Origin of the sequence: Paraburkholderia sp. BL25I1N1 (assembly GCF_003002025.1) — a bacterium.
Lineage (GTDB): Bacteria > Pseudomonadota > Gammaproteobacteria > Burkholderiales > Burkholderiaceae > Paraburkholderia.
In genome coordinates, this window is sequence record NZ_PVZB01000030.1 from 70203 (window position 1) to 89957 (window position 19755).

At 56.3% G+C, this 19755-nt stretch carries 16 protein-coding genes; 7 read left to right on the forward strand and 9 right to left on the reverse strand.

The genetic code is table 11. From position 1 onward, the window contains the following. Positions 1 to 2: 2 nt before the first annotated feature. The 4 genes from B0G73_RS33415 to B0G73_RS33430 all read right to left on the reverse strand — a co-directional run bounded on the left by B0G73_RS33415 (position 3) and on the right by B0G73_RS33430 (position 3992). Positions 3 to 752, reverse strand: a complete 750-nt coding sequence (locus tag B0G73_RS33415; RefSeq protein ID WP_106285401.1) for an electron transfer flavoprotein subunit beta/FixA family protein — start codon at positions 750 to 752, stop codon at positions 3 to 5. 14 nt (positions 753 to 766) lie between these two features. After that, positions 767 to 2047: a phosphopyruvate hydratase gene (gene eno, locus B0G73_RS33420; RefSeq protein ID WP_106285402.1), complete on the reverse strand. Its 1281-nt coding sequence runs from the start codon at positions 2045 to 2047 to the stop codon at positions 767 to 769. Then, entirely contained in the window at positions 2034 to 3080 is a 1047-nt protein-coding gene (locus tag B0G73_RS33425; protein WP_106285403.1) for a phosphotransferase, read from the reverse strand. Before B0G73_RS33425 ends, eno begins: the two co-directional genes overlap by 14 nt. 78 nt (positions 3081 to 3158) lie before the next feature. After that, on the reverse strand, positions 3159 to 3992 hold the full coding sequence (locus B0G73_RS33430) for a CoA ester lyase (RefSeq protein ID WP_106285404.1): 834 nt from the start codon (positions 3990 to 3992) through the stop codon (positions 3159 to 3161). A 657-nt stretch (positions 3993 to 4649) separates the two neighbouring features. On the opposite strand from B0G73_RS33430, the gene B0G73_RS33435 reads away from it, so the two are divergent. The 7 genes from B0G73_RS33435 (at position 4650) to B0G73_RS33465 (ending at position 14296) form a co-directional block, all read left to right on the forward strand. Then, on the forward strand, positions 4650 to 5774 hold the full coding sequence (locus tag B0G73_RS33435) for a zinc-dependent alcohol dehydrogenase family protein (RefSeq protein WP_106285405.1): 1125 nt from the start codon (positions 4650 to 4652) through the stop codon (positions 5772 to 5774). A 29-nt stretch (positions 5775 to 5803) separates the two neighbouring features. Further along, on the forward strand, positions 5804 to 6352 hold the full coding sequence (locus B0G73_RS33440; protein ID WP_106285406.1) for a hypothetical protein: 549 nt from the start codon (positions 5804 to 5806) through the stop codon (positions 6350 to 6352). A 41-nt stretch (positions 6353 to 6393) separates the two neighbouring features. Further along, on the forward strand, positions 6394 to 7278 hold the full coding sequence (locus B0G73_RS33445; RefSeq protein ID WP_106285407.1) for an N-acyl homoserine lactonase family protein: 885 nt from the start codon (positions 6394 to 6396) through the stop codon (positions 7276 to 7278). 326 nt (positions 7279 to 7604) lie between these two features. Further along, on the forward strand, positions 7605 to 9272 hold the full coding sequence (locus B0G73_RS33450) for a GMC family oxidoreductase (protein WP_106285408.1): 1668 nt from the start codon (positions 7605 to 7607) through the stop codon (positions 9270 to 9272). 15 nt (positions 9273 to 9287) lie between these two features. Then, positions 9288 to 10730: an aldehyde dehydrogenase gene (locus B0G73_RS33455; protein WP_106285409.1), complete on the forward strand. Its 1443-nt coding sequence runs from the start codon at positions 9288 to 9290 to the stop codon at positions 10728 to 10730. 283 nt (positions 10731 to 11013) lie between these two features. After that, a complete protein-coding gene (locus tag B0G73_RS33460) occupies positions 11014 to 12450 on the forward strand; it encodes an MFS transporter (RefSeq protein ID WP_106285410.1) in 1437 nt (478 codons plus the stop codon). A gap of 184 nt (positions 12451 to 12634) precedes the next feature. Beyond that, complete coding sequence (locus B0G73_RS33465) at positions 12635 to 14296, forward strand: electron transfer flavoprotein-ubiquinone oxidoreductase (protein WP_106285411.1); 1662 nt, start codon at positions 12635 to 12637, stop codon at positions 14294 to 14296. A gap of 656 nt (positions 14297 to 14952) precedes the next feature. On the opposite strand, the gene B0G73_RS33470 is transcribed toward B0G73_RS33465, so the two are convergent. The 5 genes from B0G73_RS33470 to B0G73_RS33490 all read right to left on the reverse strand — a co-directional run bounded on the left by B0G73_RS33470 (position 14953) and on the right by B0G73_RS33490 (position 19679). After that, positions 14953 to 15339, reverse strand: coding sequence for a nuclear transport factor 2 family protein (locus B0G73_RS33470; protein ID WP_106285412.1), 387 nt, complete (start codon positions 15337 to 15339; stop codon positions 14953 to 14955). Between the two features lie 670 nt (positions 15340 to 16009). Next, complete coding sequence (locus tag B0G73_RS33475; protein ID WP_106285413.1) at positions 16010 to 16870, reverse strand: carbon-nitrogen hydrolase family protein; 861 nt, start codon at positions 16868 to 16870, stop codon at positions 16010 to 16012. Positions 16871 to 16913: 43 nt separating this feature from the next. Then, positions 16914 to 17618, reverse strand: coding sequence for a ribonuclease activity regulator RraA (locus B0G73_RS33480; protein WP_106285414.1), 705 nt, complete (start codon positions 17616 to 17618; stop codon positions 16914 to 16916). 37 nt (positions 17619 to 17655) lie between these two features. Continuing rightward, positions 17656 to 18441 (reverse strand): SDR family oxidoreductase, encoded by a 786-nt coding sequence (locus B0G73_RS33485; RefSeq protein ID WP_106285415.1) that lies wholly within the window; start codon positions 18439 to 18441, stop codon positions 17656 to 17658. 86 nt (positions 18442 to 18527) lie between these two features. Beyond that, entirely contained in the window at positions 18528 to 19679 is a 1152-nt protein-coding gene (locus tag B0G73_RS33490) for a porin (protein WP_181196698.1), read from the reverse strand. Positions 19680 to 19755 lie beyond the last annotated feature (76 nt).

Genomic DNA, 19755 nt, shown 5'->3' on the forward strand with positions numbered 1-19755 from the left:
TCTCAGATGACCTTGGCTTCGTTCTTAAGCTTCTCGATCAGCGTGGCGGCATCTTGTACAACAATGCCGGCGCTGCGCGTGGGCGGCTCGCTAACTTTCAACGTTTTCAGACGAGGCGAGACGTCTACAGACAGGTCTTCCGGACTCACGATTTCGAGCGGCTTCTTCTTCGCTTTCATGATGCTTGGAAGAGTCACATAGCGCGGTTCGTTTAGGCGCAGGTCGGTCGTGACAATCGCCGGAAGAACCAGGCTTACGGTTTGAAGACCGCCGTCGACCTCTCGTGTAACCGTCGCTCGGCCTTCGCTGATGTCAAGCTTTGACGCGAACGTTGCCTGCGGCAAGTCGGTCAGACTGGCAAGCATCTGCCCCGTTTGATTCGAATCGTCGTCGATTGCCTGCTTACCAAGAATGATGAGTTGAGGCTGCTCCTTCTCGACAATTGCCTTAAGGAGCTTAGCGACTGCGAGAGGCTGAAGCTCCTCGTTTGTTTCTACGAGGATTGCGCGATCAGCGCCAATTGCTAGGGCCGCCCGGAGGGTTTCTTGGCACTGGCGCGAACCGCAGGAGACAGCTATCACCTCGGAAGCAAGTCCATTTTCTTTCAGACGAGTGGCTTCTTCCACGGCGATCTCGTCGAAAGGGTTCATAGACATCTTGACGTTCGCAATGTCCACGCCGGAGTGGTCAGATTTTACGCCGACCTTCACGTTGAAGTCGACGACACGCTTCACCGAAACAATGACTTTCATAAACTAGTATCTCCTTATCGCGATCCGGCCAGCGCTGCCCGACCGACGAATCCACCGCTCACCAGACCGCTGTCCTCGAGACGGATCGCCTCGTTCCATTTAGCCATTCGCTCGGAGCGGGCGAATGAACCAACCTTCAATTGGCCCGCATTCCATCCTGTGGCCAGATGCACGATAGCCGTATCCTCCGTTTCGCCTGAACGAGCGGACACAATGGTCGCAAAGCCCCGCGCTTGCGCCGCAAGCAGTGCCGCACGCGTCTCGGTAACAGTACCCGCTTGATTCGGCTTTATCAGCACTGCGTTGCAGGCGTCAACGTCTGCGGCATGTTCTACGCGTGTAGCGTTGGTGACCAGATAGTCGTCTCCCACGATCTGTACATTCTTGCCTGCCGAGCGCGTGAACTCTATCAGTCCAGCCTCGTCATCTTCGGCCAGGGGATCCTCGATGGAAACGATCGGATATTTGTCCAGCCACCCTAGGAGCACGTCTGTCCATGATTGGGAGCTCATCGTGCGGTCGTCTAGCGCCAGGCGATAGCTGCCCTCCCGACCGAACTCTGACGCAGCAATATCCAGAGCAATGGCAACTTCCTTTCCGGACGCGTAGCCTGCGGCCTCGATGGCTTGGACCAATACGTCGAGCGCCTCTTCGTTCGACGAAAAATTCGGCCACCATCCTCCCTCGTCTGCCACACCCATAAGCCCGCTGCGCGAGGCCATTAACTTGCCTGCCGCAACATATACCTCCGCCGTCATCTCGAGCGCTTGCTGGAAGCTTTTTGCGCCTGTCGCAATCACCATGAAATCCTGGATGTCGACACGACGTCCTGCATGAGCGCCGCCACCGAAAATCTGGATCTGCGGAATCGGCAAAGATACAGACTTATCGCCTGCCAAATATCGCCACAATGGCATTTGATGGCTCGCCGCCGCAGCCTGGAGTGCCGCCAGAGAGGTAGCGATGGTGGCGTTTCCGCCTAGACGCGCCTTATTGGGAGATCCATCCAACTCGATGAGGGCGGCGTCAATCCCTTCCTGGTCTGAAACGTCGAACCCCAGCAGACGCGGGGCAATCTCTTCGCGGATGCCCCTTAACGCCTGCTGTACATCCATTCCGCCAAACCGCCCGCCGCCGTCCCGTAAATCAATTGCCTCCGCGGATCCACGCGATGCTCCGGCCGGCGCAATACCGCGGCCCCAAGCTCCAGAGCTTGTCCCGATCTCGACCTCAACCGTGGGCCGCCCACGTGAGTCCCATACCCGTCGAGCGATAACCTTTTCAATTCGTGCCATAGTAGTGCTCCAAGCAGTTCTTCCAGAAAGAATTCAGTTTATCTAAAGTCTTCAGCGGCTTCTTGATCAACGCCAGCGCGACCTCTCGCAACTGCTGCTGCTCGGTCGCTTTAAGGTATTCGACGGGCGATTTTCCATCGATCCTGGCAAGCGTCAAGGCTGGCAACAACGTCACGGCACGCCACTCAAGGTCCAAGGGCGATTCGAACGTGATATGTCCAAAATAGGAACGACTTAGCGCATCGAAGCTCGCCAATAGGGCTGACGCATTCTTTGGATCTCTCCACGCCTTGATCAGGAGGTGATTTAAGACAAACGCCAAGTCGAAGGCCGGGTCGCCATACCATGCGCACTCAGCATCGAGAAGAACGGGCCCATTCGGGCCAAGCAGAACATTTTTCGGGCTAACATCTCCGTGTACCAGTGCAACCCGATGGTCCCGCGTTCGGCGAACCAGCGCCTCCAGCTGTGGTTGCACCTCTTTATGGATTCGCGCCGCCTCAACAAGATACGGTTCTAACCGTATCGCATAGAAGTTGTCGTCAGTGGCAAACCGTCTCGCTATCTCTGGGTCATTGGCCGTGCGCTCGTGGATCAGACCAAGGATGTCGCCAACCTGACTGGCGGCATTGACGTCAATCTTTCCGTCTAGCAAATCCGACTTCCAGTTGACATACCCTTTGTCGAAATACTCCATTACGAAACTAGCAGTCTCACGGTCTTCTCCGATAACTTTCGGAACGCTGCCCGGCCTGATCTTTGCGACCGTTCGTAGCCACTCGACCTCGTAAAAGGCGCGCTCCAGCGGAACCTCCCACAGTTTCTCAACTTTCAGCTGTGGAAGTGCCTGCTTAACGCAGAAGCTACCTTTGCGGACGTCCACCCGCATGATTCCCGAGGATACGCCCCCGGTCAGGGGAGTGAGTTGCGGGGTTTCGTCCCTGTCCACCAGTCCCATCGCGCTAAGAATGCGCGAAAGCTGCTCTGGCGATGCAAAGAGGTCATTGAATTGCTGCACCATCAAAGTCTCCATGTTTTATCTCTTAAATCTTGCTACGGCAGTCCACGCGTTTTTGTCGAAGAGACAGCCCTGCTCGCTTCCAAACCACGGCTATGACACAGGTTCGCCTGCAGAAGAAAGAATCTCCCGAGCCTGCAATACGACCGGCACGTCAATCATCTGGCCATCGACTGAGACCGCCCCGCCCCCGCTCTCGGAGAATGCAGCTAATACACGGTGTGCCCATGTGATCTGGTCCGCGGTAGGACGAAAGGCGCGATTGACTACTTCCACTTGCGAGGGATGGATACATGCCTTCGCTCCGAACCCAAGGCGCTTGCCGCGTTCAGTCTCGTCCCGCAAACGGTTCTCGTCGCCGATGGCGGTGCAAACGCCATCGATTGGCGCCTGCAACCCGTACAACTTCGACACAAGCACGATATGCGAACGGAAATACAGCAATTCGTCGCCGTCGCCAACTATGCCGAGGTCGACTTGAAAATCGATGGTTCCGAACAAGATGCGCTGGACGCTCTCGGTTTGGCAGAGAGCTTCTACATTCCGAAACCCTCGTGCCGTCTCGACCAACGGGATGACACACGAAGCTCCTGCCGAACGGACGCGCTCGACCTCTTCGGAACGCTCACATTTAGGCAATATGACACCGCAAACACCCGGCGACCCCACAAGAGTCAGGTCGGCTTCGAAGTGACTCGTCCCAGAGCTATTGATGCGGACGTAGATCTCACGACCGCTCTTTAGCCATCCGCGCAGGGATTCTCGCGCATCAGCCTTTGCATCGGGGCCGACAGCGTCTTCCAAGTCGACGACTACCGCATGCGCCCCCTTGCCTTTTGCCTTCGCAATAAGTTCGGGGCGATGCCCTGGCACAAACAGGTACGATCGTTTGGGGATGTAAGCCAACTTGGTTTCTCCTGTCTCCATTTTTAAACTATCCTAGCACGCTTTGCACACGTGTGAAATCACATCTAAGATGATTTCCGAATCCGTTTCGTCTGGCTGCCCGCGATAGCGTTTTGCGATCTGCAAGCCGTGGCAAGGCGGCCGGAGTTTGGTCAACGCCGCACTGTTTCTTGACGCGCGTCAAGGTTGGACGTCGGGTCCGACGAAGCCTGGACGCCACGGACTCTCGCCCCGGCGGCCCGCAATCCCGCACCGCTGCCCGACGCTCCTTTGTCGGTCCTCCCGGCCCGGCTGGTCTGATGTAAGCGGGTCTCCGGCAGCGCCCCTTTCAAACCCTATTTCAAGGCGTCTAAGGCATATTGCCGCTCGTTTGACTTTGGAGGCTCGGCGCGCGGTGGCGGCGTAGCGCTGTGACACAGTGAATCTGGCAAGGTCGCTAGAACAATGGGAAAGGTACGCCGGAAAGACCATCAACTATCTGATCAGGTCACCCGATCTCAGTAATTAACCTCATTGCACACGTGTGCCTATTCGAATACGATGGTCTCAATGGATGAATACAGCGTACTAGGGAACCCATTCTGTTAGAGGGCGACTGGTCCGTAGAACCATTCGTAATCGCAGCCTCCGTAAGCTCATGCCGGCTTGTGGACAAGACCAAAGGATAGGAGACGCATCTTGAGAACGCGTGCCGCAGTGCTCTATGAGGCCGGACAAGAAGGTCCATTTTCGGAGACCAAGCCCCTGAAAATCACCGATTTGGAGCTTGCACCTCCGGGCCCCGGGGAGGTTCTCGTGCGCCTGATTGCTGCCGGACTTTGCCATTCCGACCTTTCGACCATTAGTGGTGTGCGTCCACGTCCGGTCCCGATGGCACTGGGTCACGAGGCAAGCGCGGAAGTTGTCGAAATTGGCGCCGGCGTGGTTGATCTCAAGCCAGGACAAACCGTCGCGTTGGTGTTCGTCCCCAGTTGTGGCCATTGCGTCCCTTGCATGGAAGGCCGTCCTGCGCTGTGCGAGCCTGGAGCCCTAGCTAATGGCAAAGGTACGCTTCTCGGCGGCGATATCAAGCTGAGAGAAAATGGGGCTCCAGTGCACCACCATAGCGGCGTATCGGCTTTCGCTGAATATGCGGTAGTTTCCCGTCGATCCTGCGTTCCAGTTGGCGACAATATCGAACCTGTGCTAGCTGCCGTTTTCGGATGCGCAGTTCTGACCGGGGTTGGTGCTGTGATTAACACCGCACAACTTAAGGCTGGCTGTTCGGCCCTTATTATTGGTATGGGTGGCGTCGGCCTGAGCGCCCTTCTCGGCGCGGCGGCGGCCGGTGCTGAGCCAATCATCGCGGTCGATGTTCACGACGACAAGCTCGAAGTCGCACGCGCCCTCGGCGCTACTCATACATTCAATGCACAGGACAAGGACGCCATCGCAAAGATTCGGGAGCTAACCAAGGGCGGTGTCGACTACGCCTTCGAGTTTGCCGGATCAGTTCAAGCAATGGAATTCGCATATGGCGCCACCCGCAGAGGTGGCACCACGGTAACGGCAGGTCTTCCCCACCCCGACTCCCGCTGGAACCTCCAGCAGGTCAGCCTGACGGCGGAGGAGAGAACGGTGAAGGGCAGCTACATCGGATCATGCATTCCAGCGAGGGATGTTCCCCGCTACATACGACTTTATGCGGCTGGCAAGCTACCAGTTGACAAATTGATTGGACAGCGACTGTCACTGGACGAGATTAATGAGGGATTCGACAGGCTCGCCGCAGGGCACGGTTTGCGCGATCTGATCGTGTTCTGAAATAGGCCATCCGAACCGAGGGAGGCTACATGAACCCTTTGCACGACAGCGAGTCCTCGACAGATTTCGAGGCGGTGTTACGAACGTGCGCTCCGAATCGGCTAACCCGAAACGACGGACTCCTGAAATATCTCGAGAGGATTACTCCTTGCCATTCTGAGTTAAATGACATTCTCGCTCGCTTGTCTGCGCTGCTCCTCGCAACGGCCTCTCGTTTGGAGCCTCATGCAACAGAGATGCTAGCGGGCACGCTCTGCTCCTCGATGCAACAGCTATCAGAGCGCCTGCTTACCTTGAGTAACGAAATTCCTAACGTGCATCTCCACCGGATGCAGGAAATTCACCGTTCCTGCGTGCGCGTTGCGCCCAAGATTCGAGCCCTTACGCTACAGGTGCGAATCGAGGCGGCCGAGGTGGACGCGCTGCGCAGAGAGATCGTTTCGTTGCACGCCAAGTTTCGCGCGACCTGCGATTTCAAATTTGGACTGAATGCTGTGGATTTTTATGAAGGCTGCAGTTGCGCCCGCTTATGCCTCTGTGTGTCTGAACAAAAAGCCGTCGCAACGGCCGAATCGTAGGCACGGAACGTTTCTTAACAAAAGAACCTGGGAGACAGCAGATGTCAAAGTATTCAATCTGGGTATTGGAGTATGCGCAGCTTGATCAGTATGCTCGCGGGGCATTGCAGTATGGGGCCTATGAAGGCTCGGTACGACTACCTTTTTGCTATGTCCTGATAAAGAGCGATGAGCACATAAGCATGGTCGATGTCGGTTATAACCATGCGGATTACGGCGGAGTGCTTGGGAAGAAGTTTGGAATTTCAAATTGGCACTCTCCTCGCGACGTGTTGGAACCGTTCGGCTTAACGCCCAGCCAAATCAACACCATCTTTCTGACCCACGCCCACTTCGATCACATGGGCAATCTGCAAGACTTTCCAAACGCGCATTTTTACATCCAGCAAAGAGAGATCTCAGAGTGGATCCGCGCGATGACGTTGCCAGAAGAATTTAAAGCACTCAATGGCGCCACCGATCCGGGTGACATTTTGAATGCTGTTCGTGCGGCTTGTGAGGGCCGACTGCATTACCTCGACGGCGACGCTTCAGATGTAATCCCTGGCATTGATGTTCATGCAGCGTTTGACACACACACATATGGATCAATGTGGATTCATGTCCGCAACGACCTTTCACAGGAATCTCAAGACGGTTGGATTTTGGCGGGAGACCTCGTTTACGTCTACGAAAACCTTGGCTGCGAGCATCCCGACCAAGTCGAAACAGGTCCCTACGTTCCAGTAGGCTTGGCAACAGGAAGCCAGACACGGCTGATTGAGACTTCGGCAACAATGGTGCGCACGACTAACGGTGAACGACGTCGAGTAATCCCAATTCATGACCGAAGGCTTCCGGACGTTTTTCCCTCACGAAAGCTTCAGAACGGTTTGACGATAACGGAAATCTGTCGCGCCGACGGTCAGGAGTCGATGGTTCGATAACATCGTTCGCACTTGAGCGCCGACATCATTCCAGACGCAGATGGATTGAGAGATTCAAGCGGCCAATCATAAACGATAGGAGACGAGCATGACGTTCGATGCAGCCGGTCTGTCAAATGACCGCGATCCCGGTCCTGAAGGACTACCCACCATGCTCATCCGGTGAAATTACCTCAGGTGTGCCTGAACTTCCGCCCCTCGTCTCAATATGCCGGTGGGCGCCCGAGCCGGGTAGCGCGGCGCAGATCCGCGTTCGCTGCCGGTGTTACGTCAATGTTCCAGAATCAGTGGCGACTGGAACTCTCCTCTGTGAGAGTCATTAGATCATGAAACAAAGCACATCTCCGCGTGAGGCGAAGCAGGCAGAGACATTTGACTATGTTGTCGTAGGCGCCGGCTCAGCAGGCTGCGTCCTGGCGCGCGCGCTAACCGAGGACCCTACTTGTACCGTTCTGCTCCTCGAAGCTGGGCCGGATATCGAGACGTTCTGGATCCGCACACCCGCCGGCGTCCCGTTTCTCTTCCACAACAAAGACTTCAACTGGTGTTATTCCACGGAACCTGAGAACAGCCTGGGCGGCAGGTCGGTCTACTTCCCCCGAGGAAAGGTCGTGGGCGGTTCGAGCGCGATCAACGGCATGCTCTATATGCGCGGTGACCGGCAAGATTATGACGACTGGGCGCGCGCCGGCAACCCCGGTTGGGGATACGACGACGTTCTGCCGTACTTCAGGAGAGCGGAGAAGAATGACCGCGGCGCCGACGCGTGGCGAGGCGATCAGGGCCCTCTTCGCGTCTCGTTAGGTCGGCATCAGCATCCGATTACCCAAACCTTCATCGAAACGGCAGCCACTGCGGGCATTGCGACCAATGCGGACTTTGCAGGGGAGAAAATCGATGGGGCCGGATACTGTCAGCACACAATCGGCGACGGCGTACGGAGCTCCGTTGCGCGGGCCTATCTACATCCCGTCCGGTCGCGCGCAAATCTAGCCGTTAGGGGCAATGCGCTTGTCCATCGAGTCGTGATAGAGAATCGCGTCGCGAAGGGAGTAATTTACGAGCGCGATGGCGTCGTTCAGAATGTCCGAGCCCGCCGCGAGGTGATTCTCTCAGCTGGCGTGATAGGCACCCCGCAGATTTTGATGCTCTCTGGAGTCGGTCGGACGAAGGAACTCGCCGACGTTGGCATCCGACCTGTTCATGAATTGTCCGGGGTTGGCCAAAACCTGCAGGATCATTATGCGGTCAACACAGTCTTCGAAGTCAAGCGCGGCTATTCAATGAATCCGGCAATTCGAGGATGGAAGAAATACTTGCACGGCGCGCGGTATCTCCTGGATCGAGGTGGCCCGTTGTCCATGGGTACGTCGCATGCGCAAGCGTTTGTCGCTACATCCCCTGGTGATCCCCGTCCAGATGTTCAAATCAGCTTCCGACCGTGGAGTTTTACGTTCGAAGCAAGTGGCGCACTGCGAGTGCATCCTTTTCCCGGGATCCAGATTGCCGCACTGAAGGTACGTCCTGCATCGCGTGGAACGGTTTCGCTCAAATCGCCGGTTCCTTCTGATGCGCCGCGCATCAGGGCGAACTACCTCTCGGCCAGAGAAGACCAGGAGACGATGATTCGCGCGTTCAAGTTGGTGCGCCGCCTGGCGACGACAGGTGGATTGGCTCAGGCGATTGTTCAGGAAGAATTCCCGGGCCCCGGCGTTGACTCCGATGCAGACATGCTCGAATTCATTAGAGACAACGGTCAATCCATCTATCACCCCGTTGGAACCTGCAAGATGGGCTGCGGGAATGATGCCGTGGTAGATGCGAGGCTTCGCGTGCACGGAATTGGCCAGCTCAGGGTGGTTGACGCATCGATCATGCCGAATCTCATCAGCGGCAACACAAACGCTCCCACCATCATGATCGCCGAAAAGGCCGCTGACATGGTTATCGAAGACGCGAAGGCGACCGCCAACCACGAAGTTATCATCCACTAGAAACAAGTGAACATCATGAGAGAAGAACGTCATTACATCAACGGAAAATCTGTCGCCCCTGCGGGAGGTCAGTTCCTCGATGTCGTTAGTCCGGCCACGGGTGAGAAGATCGCTCGCGTAGCGCGCGGAAACGTGATCGACGTGGACCTCGCAGTGAAAGCGGCGCAGGATGCATTAGAAGAATGGCGTGGGCGTCGACCCCTCCAGCGCGGCCGCGTATTAATGAGCATTGCGGACATGCTGCGGCGCCGCCGACAAGAATTTATCGAGATGGAGCGCGCTGAAACAGGAAAGGCACTTGAACAAGCTGCCGGGGAGATTGAGACATCGATCCAATACTTTGAGTTCTACGGCGGACTCGTCAACGCCGTCAACGGCGAGACCATCAATCTCGGCGACGGCTATCATTCGTACACCCGACGCGAACCATACGGTGTGGTGGGCACAATACTTCCGTGGAATGCGCCATTGAACCAGGCTGCACGAGCCGGAGCACCGGCTTTGGCTGCGGGCAATACCGTGGTAGCCAAACCGTCAGAGGCAACCTCTACCACTTTGCTTTGGATGGCTCGAGCCGCTGTTGAAGAGTGCGGCCTGCCGCCCGGAGTGTTCAACGTCGTAACGGGGCTAGGTCCGGAAGCAGGGGCGGCAATCGTGAAGCACCCTCTTGTTCGCAAAGTCGCCTTTACAGGCTCCGTTCGTGGCGGCTTAGAAGTCTCTCGTCTTGCCGCCGAGCGAGCGCTGCCGCTCACGCTCGAACTGGGGGGCAAATCGCCAAACATCATTTTCGAGGACGCCGATCTGGCTATAGCAGTCCCCGGGGCATTGCGTGCTTTCACTGTCAATTCCGGCCAGATCTGTGTGGCGGGAACCCGAATCCTCGTCCAGCGCTCCATCTACGATGAGTTCATCAACCAGATCCGGGAGGCCGCGGCCCACCTCGAAGTTGGCTGCACGACGACGGCGAATCTTGGACCTGTTACGACGCAAGCGCAGTACGACAAGGTGAAGAGCTACTACGAGGTAGCCAAAGCTGACGGAGCGGTGACCGTTTTCGGTGGGAAGTTGCCGGAGCGAGGCGAGTACGGAAGTCCCGGCGGCTGGTTCGTCACTCCGACACTCTACGCGGACGTGTCCAATGACATGCGAGTCGCGAGAGAAGAAGTATTCGGTCCGGTCGGATGTGTTATCCCGTTCGATAAGGAGTCGGACGCGATCCGCATCGCAAACGATACCGATTTCGGCCTGGCGGCCGGAATCTGGACCAAAGATCTGGCACGTGCGCATCGTGTCGCTGCTCAGATCGAAGCCGGCCAAATCTACATCAATGAATACATGTCTGGTGGCGTAGAGACGCCTCTTGGCGGTTACAAGCTGAGCGGCTACGGGCGTGAAAAAGGCATTGAGGCATTGCATCACTACACGCATCTCAAATGCGTCACTGTAAAGCTTTCTTGACGTTTTCGTGGTCATCATTCGAGCCTCGGATGGTGACCACCCACCGACGGGATTTTTCGATTCGGTCGATGGCGAACTAGGCATCGGCTCGACGAATACAACTTATAGACAGCCACGACGACGTTAAAGCATCGGGTTCCATACCCCCTGTGTATCTCCGTTGCGCGCGAATCTATTCTCTTCAATTTGTATGCCTACACCACGTTGACGTGGGGCCTTTTCATGATCATCGCACGCGCACCAGTCGATCAATGCGTTGCGTTCAATCAAAGGGAGACATCAGATGGGTAGTTCAAGCACCTCCATGGGAAGAACGACTGCTTACGCGTCCGGAAGCATAGAAGTCGCGATCGACGCAGGCTCCCTTTATGCAAGACTCGACAGGTTACCTGCTACTCGTAGCATCTGGAAACTCATCGTACTATTGAGTCTCGGATTCTTCTTTGAACTTTACGATCTTCTTTACACAGGATACGTTGGACCGGGTCTTGTAAAAAGCGGCATTTTATCGGAGACCACTTACAGTTTCTTTGGGTTTACGGGTGTTGCAAGCTTCATCGCTGCGCTCTTTTCAGGTCTGTTCGTCGGCACGATAGCTTGCGGGTTCCTCGCTGATCGATTCGGCCGCCGGACCGTTTTTACTTATTCGTTGTTGTGGTACACCGCGGCGAATGCCGTGATGGCATTCCAAGAAACCGCTTATGGCCTAAACCTGTGGCGCTTCGTGGCCGGCATCGGGATCGGTGTTGAGCTTGTCACTATTGGCACCTATGTCAGCGAGCTGGCACCAAAACATATCCGGGGGCGTGCGTTCGCCCTTCAGGAGGCGATCGGATTCACGTCTGTCCCCGTGGTAGCCTTACTTTCGTATTTGCTCATCCCTCGTTCGTTTTTCGGACTCGACGGCTGGCGCATCGTAGTACTGATTGGGGCGCACGGAGCGCTGTTTGTCTGGTGGATTCGAAGAGGATTGCCCGAAAGCCCGCGTTGGCTTATACAGAAAGGACGGTTTGAAGAAGCTAATCGCGTGGTCTGCGACCTCGAAGCGAAGGTGACCAAAGATCTGGGGAGTCCGCTGCCTCCACCCGAGGCTGCTGCTCCGACTCCTCCCCGAGGTCGTTTCGCTGACATGTTTAGCGGGAAGTACCGGCGCCGAACGCTGATGCTGTCGTTATTCAATCTGTTCCAGACAGTCGGTTACTATGGTTTTACGAATTGGGTTCCGACGTTATTGGTTAAACAGGGAATCACGGTAACTTCGAGTCTTGCCTACTCCAGCATCATTGCAATTGCTGCCCCGATTGGACCAATCATAGGTTTTTTTATCGCGGACCGCTTCGAACGTAAATTCGTCATCATGTTCGTTGCCGCAGCAAATATCATTTGTGGAATCTGGTTCAGTCAGGCGCTAGGTGCGGTGTTGTTGATTAGCCTCGGTGTCTGCTTAACGCTTGGGAACAACATCATGTCATACAGTCTTCATCTTTACCAAGCCGAACTCTTTCCAACAAGCTTCCGCGCTCAAGCTATTGGGTTCGTCTATTCGTGGAGCCGTTTTTCAGCGATCTTCACTGCGTTCATAATCGCTGCCATGCTTAGAAATTTTGGAGTTGTCGGCGTGTTCACTTTCATCGCAGGCGCTATGACAATCGTTATCTTCATCGTTGGGCTGCTCGGACCGCGCACAAAGAATCTCTCTCTTGAAGAGCTTTCTCATTGATTCATCTCAAGGCGCCCGACAAGAGCATTACTAGCAGACTGGGTGCGTTCAGGGAGCACGCTTGACTGGCTTGGAATACCCCATCGGCGAATTTCTGCGTCGCTGATTGTGAAATGGCTTGTTGTGCGCAAGTCAGCTGTGCTTTCCCATAGAGGGTGTTCACTTTCTCTGTAAAAACCTATACATGAAAGACGGTGCTGTAGATATGCGTGAATCAATGGAGTACGACATCGTAATTGTGGGAGGAGGTCCTGCGGGTCTTTCGGCTGCAATCCGTCTCAAACAGCTGGCAAACGCCGAGGACGTCAATCTAAGCGTTTGTGTCCTAGAAAAGGGTTCGGAAATCGGCGCACATATCCTGTCCGGCGCCGTCATGGACCCGTGCGGCCTGTCCGAACTCATTCCCGACTGGAAGGAGAAAGGCGCTCCGCTCAATGTCAACGTAACCGAAGACCGTTTTCTTTTTCTGACCCGAGAGAACGCCAGGCAAGTGCCGAACTGGCTACTTCCCGATAACTTCAAGAATCACGGCAACTACGTAATCAGTCTGGCAAACGTCACACGCTGGTTAGGTCAGCAGGCCGAAGCCATGGGCGTTGAGATCTTTCCGGGCTTTCCTGCGGCTGATGTGCTGTACGACGAGCGCGGCGCGGTAAAGGGAGTCGTCACGGGAAACGTGGGCCTCGGCAAGGACGGCGAGCCGACCGCGAACTTCCAGTTTGGCATGGAACTGCATGCGAAATACACGCTGTTCTGCGAAGGCGCTCGCGGGCACCTAGGCCGCCAGCTGAACGATAAATTCAAGCTGCGCGGAGGCGCCGATCCGCAGGTCTACGGGATCGGCATCAAGGAGCTGTGGGAAATCGATCCCTCGAAGCACAAGCCGGGCTTGGTGATGCATACCGCGGGCTGGCCACTGGAGAACGACACCTACGGCGGCTCGTTCCTCTATCACATGGACAACAACCAGGTGGTGGTGGGCTTCGTGGTGGGCCTGGGCTACACGAATCCGTACCTGTCGCCGTTCGAGGAGTTCCAGCGCTACAAGACGCATCCGGCGATCCGGGCGGTGCTGGAAGGCGGCAAGCGTGTGTCGTATGGCGCACGGGCGATTACCGCGGGCGGCCTGATGTCGCTGCCGAAGCTGGTGTTCCCGGGCGGCGCGCTGGTGGGCGACGACGCGGGCTTCCTGAACGCGTCGCGGATCAAGGGCAGCCACGCGGCGATCAAGACCGGCATGCTGGCGGCCGAGGCCGCGTTCAACGCGGTGCAGGCCGGTCGCCAGAACGACGAACTGACGGCGTATCCGGAGAGCTTCAGGACCTCGTGGCTGCATACGGAACTGCATCGCGCGCGCAACTTCAAGCAGTGGATGAGCAAGGGCCTGTACCTGGGCACGCTGATGGTGGGTATCGAGCAGAAGCTGCTGGGCGGCAATGTGCCGTGGACGCTGCATCACCAGCATTCGGATCACGAGATGCTTAAGCCCGCGTCACAATGCAAGCCGATCGTCTATCCGAAGCCGGATGGCAAGCTCACGTTCGACCGGCTGTCTTCGGTGTTCATCTCGAACACGAATCATGAGGAAAACCAGCCGGCGCATCTGACGCTAAAAGATCCGAACGTGCCGGTGAATATTAACTGGCAGACGTACGCTGGTCCGGAGTCGCGTTATTGCCCGGCGGCGGTCTATGAGTTCGTGAAGAGCGACGATGGCAGCGAGCGGCTCGTGATCAACGCGCAGAATTGCGTGCACTGCAAGACGTGCGATATCAAGGATCCGACGCAGAATATCGTGTGGGTCACTCCTGAAGGCGGCGGCGGGCCAAATTATCCCAACATGTAAGGGACCAAGCGCGGCCTTAATGAATCCGGCAGAAAGAGAAACAAAGCATCGCTTTCCATGCTCCAATAAACATGAGCTGTTTTGACATTCCACGGCCGTTCATGCAGCAACGCTCGATTGCGTTCATGTTGTCTCACCGAGCGTTATGAAATTTCGCAAGACTACGATGCACGACAATTCGTCGATCTCTGTGCGCTAGGCCCCAAGTAGCCAACCGACGGCCGCCGTTTGACACCACCGATCGGCGCTGGTCAAGACGCTGTACCGCTCCAAGAGCGGGCACGCCAACGTCGTCAGGTCGTACAACATGCTCGTGCTATGTGCATCGAGTGCTTACGTCGACGCACATGGGCTGCCTGCAACAGCGCTACGACTACGCTCACCCTGCTGTCCGGCCCATTCAGTATCGACTTGGACGGGCCCGCGTGCCATCCGACCAAGGCGGATACGCGTACGTGAGACACCGATGCTCGCGGAGAGCCCGGACATCTCGCTTTATGACGCATTGATCGATAGCTTTTGCGTGGCCGGGCTTATTCCGGCCTAGGCGGCGCAGTTTCGCTTGGCGCGTGCAGCATAAGCCGTAACGATGTCGGATCTACGGCTCGGGCATGCCACCATAGGCATGCCCCTCACCTCACACTAAAGCGGAAACGTCAGTCATACATATGGAACAGCTTGGAGACGACTTTCCACTTGCCATCGAGCTTGATTAGTTGGTGGTAATCCGTGTAGTTCTTTCCACACGCGGCATTTTCCAGCTCGATGCGAACCGTCGCTGTCGTCGGCGTCATGCTGAGCACGTCGATTCGGGTCGTCATGTTCTTGCTCGGGCCGAACTGTTCGATGTAATCCGCAAGATTCCGGATCGAGCCGCTCGTCAGGCTCCCTTCGGAGTAGCCGTACATAGTGGCGTCAGGGTGGAACGTGGTCATGACCAAGTCGAAGTTCCCCTCGATCGCCCCCTTGAGGTATCCCTTTTCAATGACGGTTTTCACTTCTTCGTAATCGGCAATCGAATTAATGTTCTTATTGAATGACATAGCTCGCAACTCCTCAGTGCAGAAAAATTAATGGTTTCAAGTGTTCAGCGTGCCTGATCTTTCAATTCAGTCCGTGATTCCCCCTTCAAGCGCCAAAAAACGGCGATCTTCGGCTGGCAAAAGTACGACACGCTGCACTACGACTCGGCTCTGAGCCTATCGACGCAAACCCAGCGTATTGCGCTCGCAAATAACGGTCAAGACTGCACCAGCCATCCATCACATAGATGATATTTTTTGCGCGCCACAAGTCGGCGCAAGTAAACATCGCGCCCATCTTTCACACATGTCGACTGAATGTGGCGGCGGAACAAGGCACCGTGTTCGACTACATTCGCCCCCTAAAATACGGGCTGTAAACGCTCGGTGCTAGCGTTGAAAAGCCCCTTCGATCAAAATTTCATAATCGCCCTCGGTGTAATGGCGCCGCCGTCCGGGAAAAGCCAGCCTCCTCAATTCCTGAAGAGCCTATGCGCGATCTCAAGCGCACGCTCATATCGGTCGCCGACGCCGTTTCCACGGATCCTACCGGCGCCTCGTCCAAGGTAGCGCGTACCTCAGTCGTTGAACGCATACTATTTATGTCCATACCGGGACCATTAGCGGCCAGAGAACAGTTGCGGAGCTTCCGTCGTCGGGCGGACAATGGTCTTTGCGTTATTGCAGTTGGTTAGACGACCGGATCAGTCTCCGCGGGGCAGACGAGCTCAACCCGGCCGGCCACGTCAGTCAGCTGATGGGACCAAGCGGGAAGCCTTTGTCGAGCATCCCACACGTGTTCTGGGTCAATGACTGCGGTGATGACGTCCGGCTCTTCTCCAGCCTCAGCGAGAACCTGGCCCCACGGGTCGATAATCATTGAGTGGCCGAACAGCGGTACGCCACCCTCGAACTCACCGCATTGCCCCGCGGCAAGCACAAAGCTCCCGGTTTCGATGGCGCGGGCGCGCAGAAGGGTGTGCCAGTGAGCTTTTCCCGTGTGACGCATGAAAGCCGCAGGGATGCTCATCACAGTAGCGCCTGCCTGCGCATATCGTCGATAAATTTGCGGGAAACGCAGGTCGTAGCAAATGGACAGGCCAATCTTTCCTGCACGCGTCGGCACGATGACGAGCTTCGTACCTGGTGCGACCGCTGCACTTTCCCGAACCTGACGGTCAGGCAGGTCTATGTCGCATAAGTGAATCTTGTCATACCTCGCGACAGGCTGCCCTTTAGCGTTGACGAAGAAAGATGCATTGAAAACTCTCCCGTCATCGGCCGACACGCCGATGGACCCGATTACCAGTTCGATCTGATTCTCGCGAGCGAAGGCGCAAAACTCCTTCAGTGCCGGATGGTTGGACTCTTCGAACGCCGAAGGTCTGAAGAGGCCACCAGACGTGTCGATTCCCGCGCAAACCTCGGGCAACGCGGCGATGGCAGCCCCGCGCCCGACCGCGACGTTCAACAATTCCAACGCCGTATCGACGTCCTTCTTCCAATCGTTGCTCGCGGTATATTGAATACATGCTGCTGTGACTTTTTCCATCACACACCCAGAAATTTGGTTAGGAGCTCGGATTCATTTGCTGCTAGCGCTTTTTCGACAACTCATAGCGCCGCTTGTTTTCCTCATTCGGTGGATAAAGTCCCGGCAGCGTCGCGCCGTTATTGACCTCGCCGATGATCCATAGCTCAAGGTTCTCCTGCTCAGCCGCAGCATTGGCGATCTCCTCGACTATCGCTGCCGGAATCAACACCGCGCCGTCCTGATCAGCGACGATGACGTCGTTCGGGAACACGGCGACCCCGCCACATGCAACCGGTTGCTGCCAGTCAACGAAGGTCAGGCCAGCGACCGAAGGCGGAGCGGCAACGCCCGCGGCCCACACGGGCAGTTTCGTCGAGAGGACGCCTTCAATGTCCCGTACCGCACCATCCGTAACCATCGCAGCGACGCCTCTCTTCGCCATACGAGCGCAGAGGATGTCTCCCCATACACCGGCGTCCTTGATACCCATCGCGTCGACGACAGCCACGCAGTCAGCAGGCATCGCTTCGATGGCAGCCCGGGTCGACTTCGGCGACGACCACGATTCCGGAGTCGCAAGGTCCTCGCGGGCCGGTACGAAGCGAGCAGTGAACGCTCTTCCGACGATGCGAGTGCCGGACGGCGAGATTGGTAGCGCACCACGGATCCACACGTTGCGCAGCCCTTTCTTTAAAAGAACAGTGGTCAGGGTGGCGGTGGTAACACGAGCGAGAACTTCAAAAAGTTTTGTATCTTCGGCGGACATGGGTATGGCTCTCAGAAAATGCGTTTCTTTAACGAACTTAAATACTGGCGATCAGGCCACCGTCGACGCGGATGGTCGAGCCCGTCACATACGAAGCCCTTTCGCTCGCCAGAAAGGTAACGACGTCCGCGTATTCCTCCGGCCGACCGTAGCGACCGGAAGCGATAGTTGACTCGCTTTCCTCCTGCACGTTCTTCACGTCCCGGCCTTCCCGTTTCGCTCGAGCGGCGTCGAGAAATTGAGTGCGCCCAGTCGCGATGCGGCCAGGAATGACCACGTTCGAGGTAATCCCCCACCGCGCGACTTCACGCGCGAGCGTCTTCGACCAACCTAGCAGTGAAACTCTCGTTGCGTTTGAAAGACCAAGGTTGGCGATGGGTGACACCACGCCCGAAGATGTGCTGGTAATAATTCTTCCCCAACCCCGGTCCCGCATTCCCGGCAAAAGAAGGTCGGTGATTCCAATGACCGAAATCACCATGGACTCAAAGGCATTTCGCCACACATCGCAATCGTGTCCATGCGCCGGTCCAGGAGGCGGCCCGCCAGTGTTGTTCACGAGGATGTCAATTCCGCCAACGTCGGCCAACATTTTCGATATGCCCGCTTGCCACTCGTCTTGTTTCCCGAGATCCCATACGTATGTGCGGCTCCTGCCACCAACCTGGTGGACGGCCGCTTGGACAGCGTCTATTGAAGAAACATCTCGGTCTGCGAGGCAAACTTCAACGCCTTCGCGAGCCAATGCGACCGCGATGGCGCTCCCAAGTCCACCGCCAGCGCTCATCACGAGCGCCCGTTTTCTATCTAGGTTCAATTCCATCAAATCTCCGTGGTTCCAATTCCGGCTACGATTTCAACCGCGTACGAGCCCGACCAGAGGTGCTCGATTGAGCTACGAGCCGAACTTTAAAATCGCTTCCTGATCCCGACGCCTGCAATGAATTGACGACTTGTCGTAGAGGGTTGTAATGCGATCTGTTGGGCCTGATGCAAGGATCCTCCAACAGCTTGCGCGCTCGTTAACGCATACAGATCGGTCGACTTAGAGAGGAAGTAATGTCCCACCAAGCCGATCTGTTGGATGTGCGCGTGCTCATTAACGCCTGCGGTAGTTTGGTCGCTGAAGATGTAGAACGCGCCGACCTGAATCGCGGGACCGAAGGAATAGCTTGCGCCGATCTGGTAGTTATTGAACTTCGCAAGGATCGTTTTCCCGGGCGACGTGAACGTTACCCTGGAGTAAAGCAGAGCCGTTGTGAGACTTCCCCAGTTAGCGTATGCACCGGCTGCAAAGATGTCTTGCTTTTGCGCTGCCGCCACTGCTGCCCCCCAGAACACGTTGGTATACGTCGCCGTATTGGGATATGCGGTGTAGGTCGAGGGGTTTTGGATGTGCTGATAAGCAACGCCTGCACCAAATACCGACCCCGCGTAAGCAGCGCCGGCACCCCAAGCGCTGTCCGTGGAAAAATTTCCGGCTTGACCGCCTAGCGTGTACTGGCCGCCAAAGCTGACTCCGTTGAAGTCGGGGGACTTGTACTTGATCGTGTTATTGAAATGCATATCGCCGCCCACGTCATCGACGTCGTTCACGTACAGCCCGGGGATTCCACCGGCGAAAATCTGATTGACAGAGAACCAATGCACCCAGTCAAGCATCGCGGAGTATTGACGGCCGACCGTCAAAGTACCGTAAGGAGAAGACAGGCCGATATAGGTGCGCTTGGCGAACATCAAGCCGGCGCTGCTCAGTGCGCCGGTCCCAGGATTGAAGCCACCTTCAAGGTCAAAGATGATCTTCATCTTTCCGCCGATGTCCTCTGACCCCTGAAGGCCGTACTTGCTGGAGGTCTGCATCGTCGAGATAGCAGTACGCGCGCTTCCGGCGTAGTTATTCGTGTACAGAAGACCCGTATCGATAATTCCATATAGCGTCACACTGCTTTGTGCGTGCGCGACCGTATGACAGCCTAGAATGGCCAACGCGGCACCGAGAATCCTATTCGCACTCCTGATTGATACATAACGATTTTCTTTGCACAAGGATGAAATGATCACGTTCATTTTCGTTGGGAAGCGTTCTTCGCAAGTTAGGAGAATGGATCCTGTGACTAGGCTGCGAGCGACGATGAGG

Bases quoted from the DNA above. Each gene is read 5' to 3' on its own strand.
- B0G73_RS33415 (WP_106285401.1), bottom strand. From the start codon at position 752: ATGAAAGTCATTGTTTCGGTGAAGCGTGTCGTCGACTTCAACGTGAAG.
- eno (WP_106285402.1), bottom strand. From the start codon at position 2,047: ATGGCACGAATTGAAAAGGTTATCGCTCGACGGGTATGGGACTCACGT.
- B0G73_RS33425 (WP_106285403.1), bottom strand. From the start codon at position 3,080: ATGGAGACTTTGATGGTGCAGCAATTCAATGACCTCTTTGCATCGCCA.
- B0G73_RS33430 (WP_106285404.1), bottom strand. From the start codon at position 3,992: ATGGAGACAGGAGAAACCAAGTTGGCTTACATCCCCAAACGATCGTAC.
- B0G73_RS33440 (WP_106285406.1), top strand. From the start codon at position 5,804: ATGAACCCTTTGCACGACAGCGAGTCCTCGACAGATTTCGAGGCGGTG.
- B0G73_RS33445 (WP_106285407.1), top strand. From the start codon at position 6,394: ATGTCAAAGTATTCAATCTGGGTATTGGAGTATGCGCAGCTTGATCAG.
- B0G73_RS33450 (WP_106285408.1), top strand. From the start codon at position 7,605: ATGAAACAAAGCACATCTCCGCGTGAGGCGAAGCAGGCAGAGACATTT.
- B0G73_RS33455 (WP_106285409.1), top strand. From the start codon at position 9,288: ATGAGAGAAGAACGTCATTACATCAACGGAAAATCTGTCGCCCCTGCG.
- B0G73_RS33460 (WP_106285410.1), top strand. From the start codon at position 11,014: ATGGGTAGTTCAAGCACCTCCATGGGAAGAACGACTGCTTACGCGTCC.
- B0G73_RS33465 (WP_106285411.1), top strand. From the start codon at position 12,635: ATGAAAGACGGTGCTGTAGATATGCGTGAATCAATGGAGTACGACATC.
- B0G73_RS33470 (WP_106285412.1), bottom strand. From the start codon at position 15,339: ATGTCATTCAATAAGAACATTAATTCGATTGCCGATTACGAAGAAGTG.
- B0G73_RS33475 (WP_106285413.1), bottom strand. From the start codon at position 16,870: ATGGAAAAAGTCACAGCAGCATGTATTCAATATACCGCGAGCAACGAT.
- B0G73_RS33480 (WP_106285414.1), bottom strand. From the start codon at position 17,618: ATGTCCGCCGAAGATACAAAACTTTTTGAAGTTCTCGCTCGTGTTACC.
- B0G73_RS33485 (WP_106285415.1), bottom strand. From the start codon at position 18,441: ATGGAATTGAACCTAGATAGAAAACGGGCGCTCGTGATGAGCGCTGGC.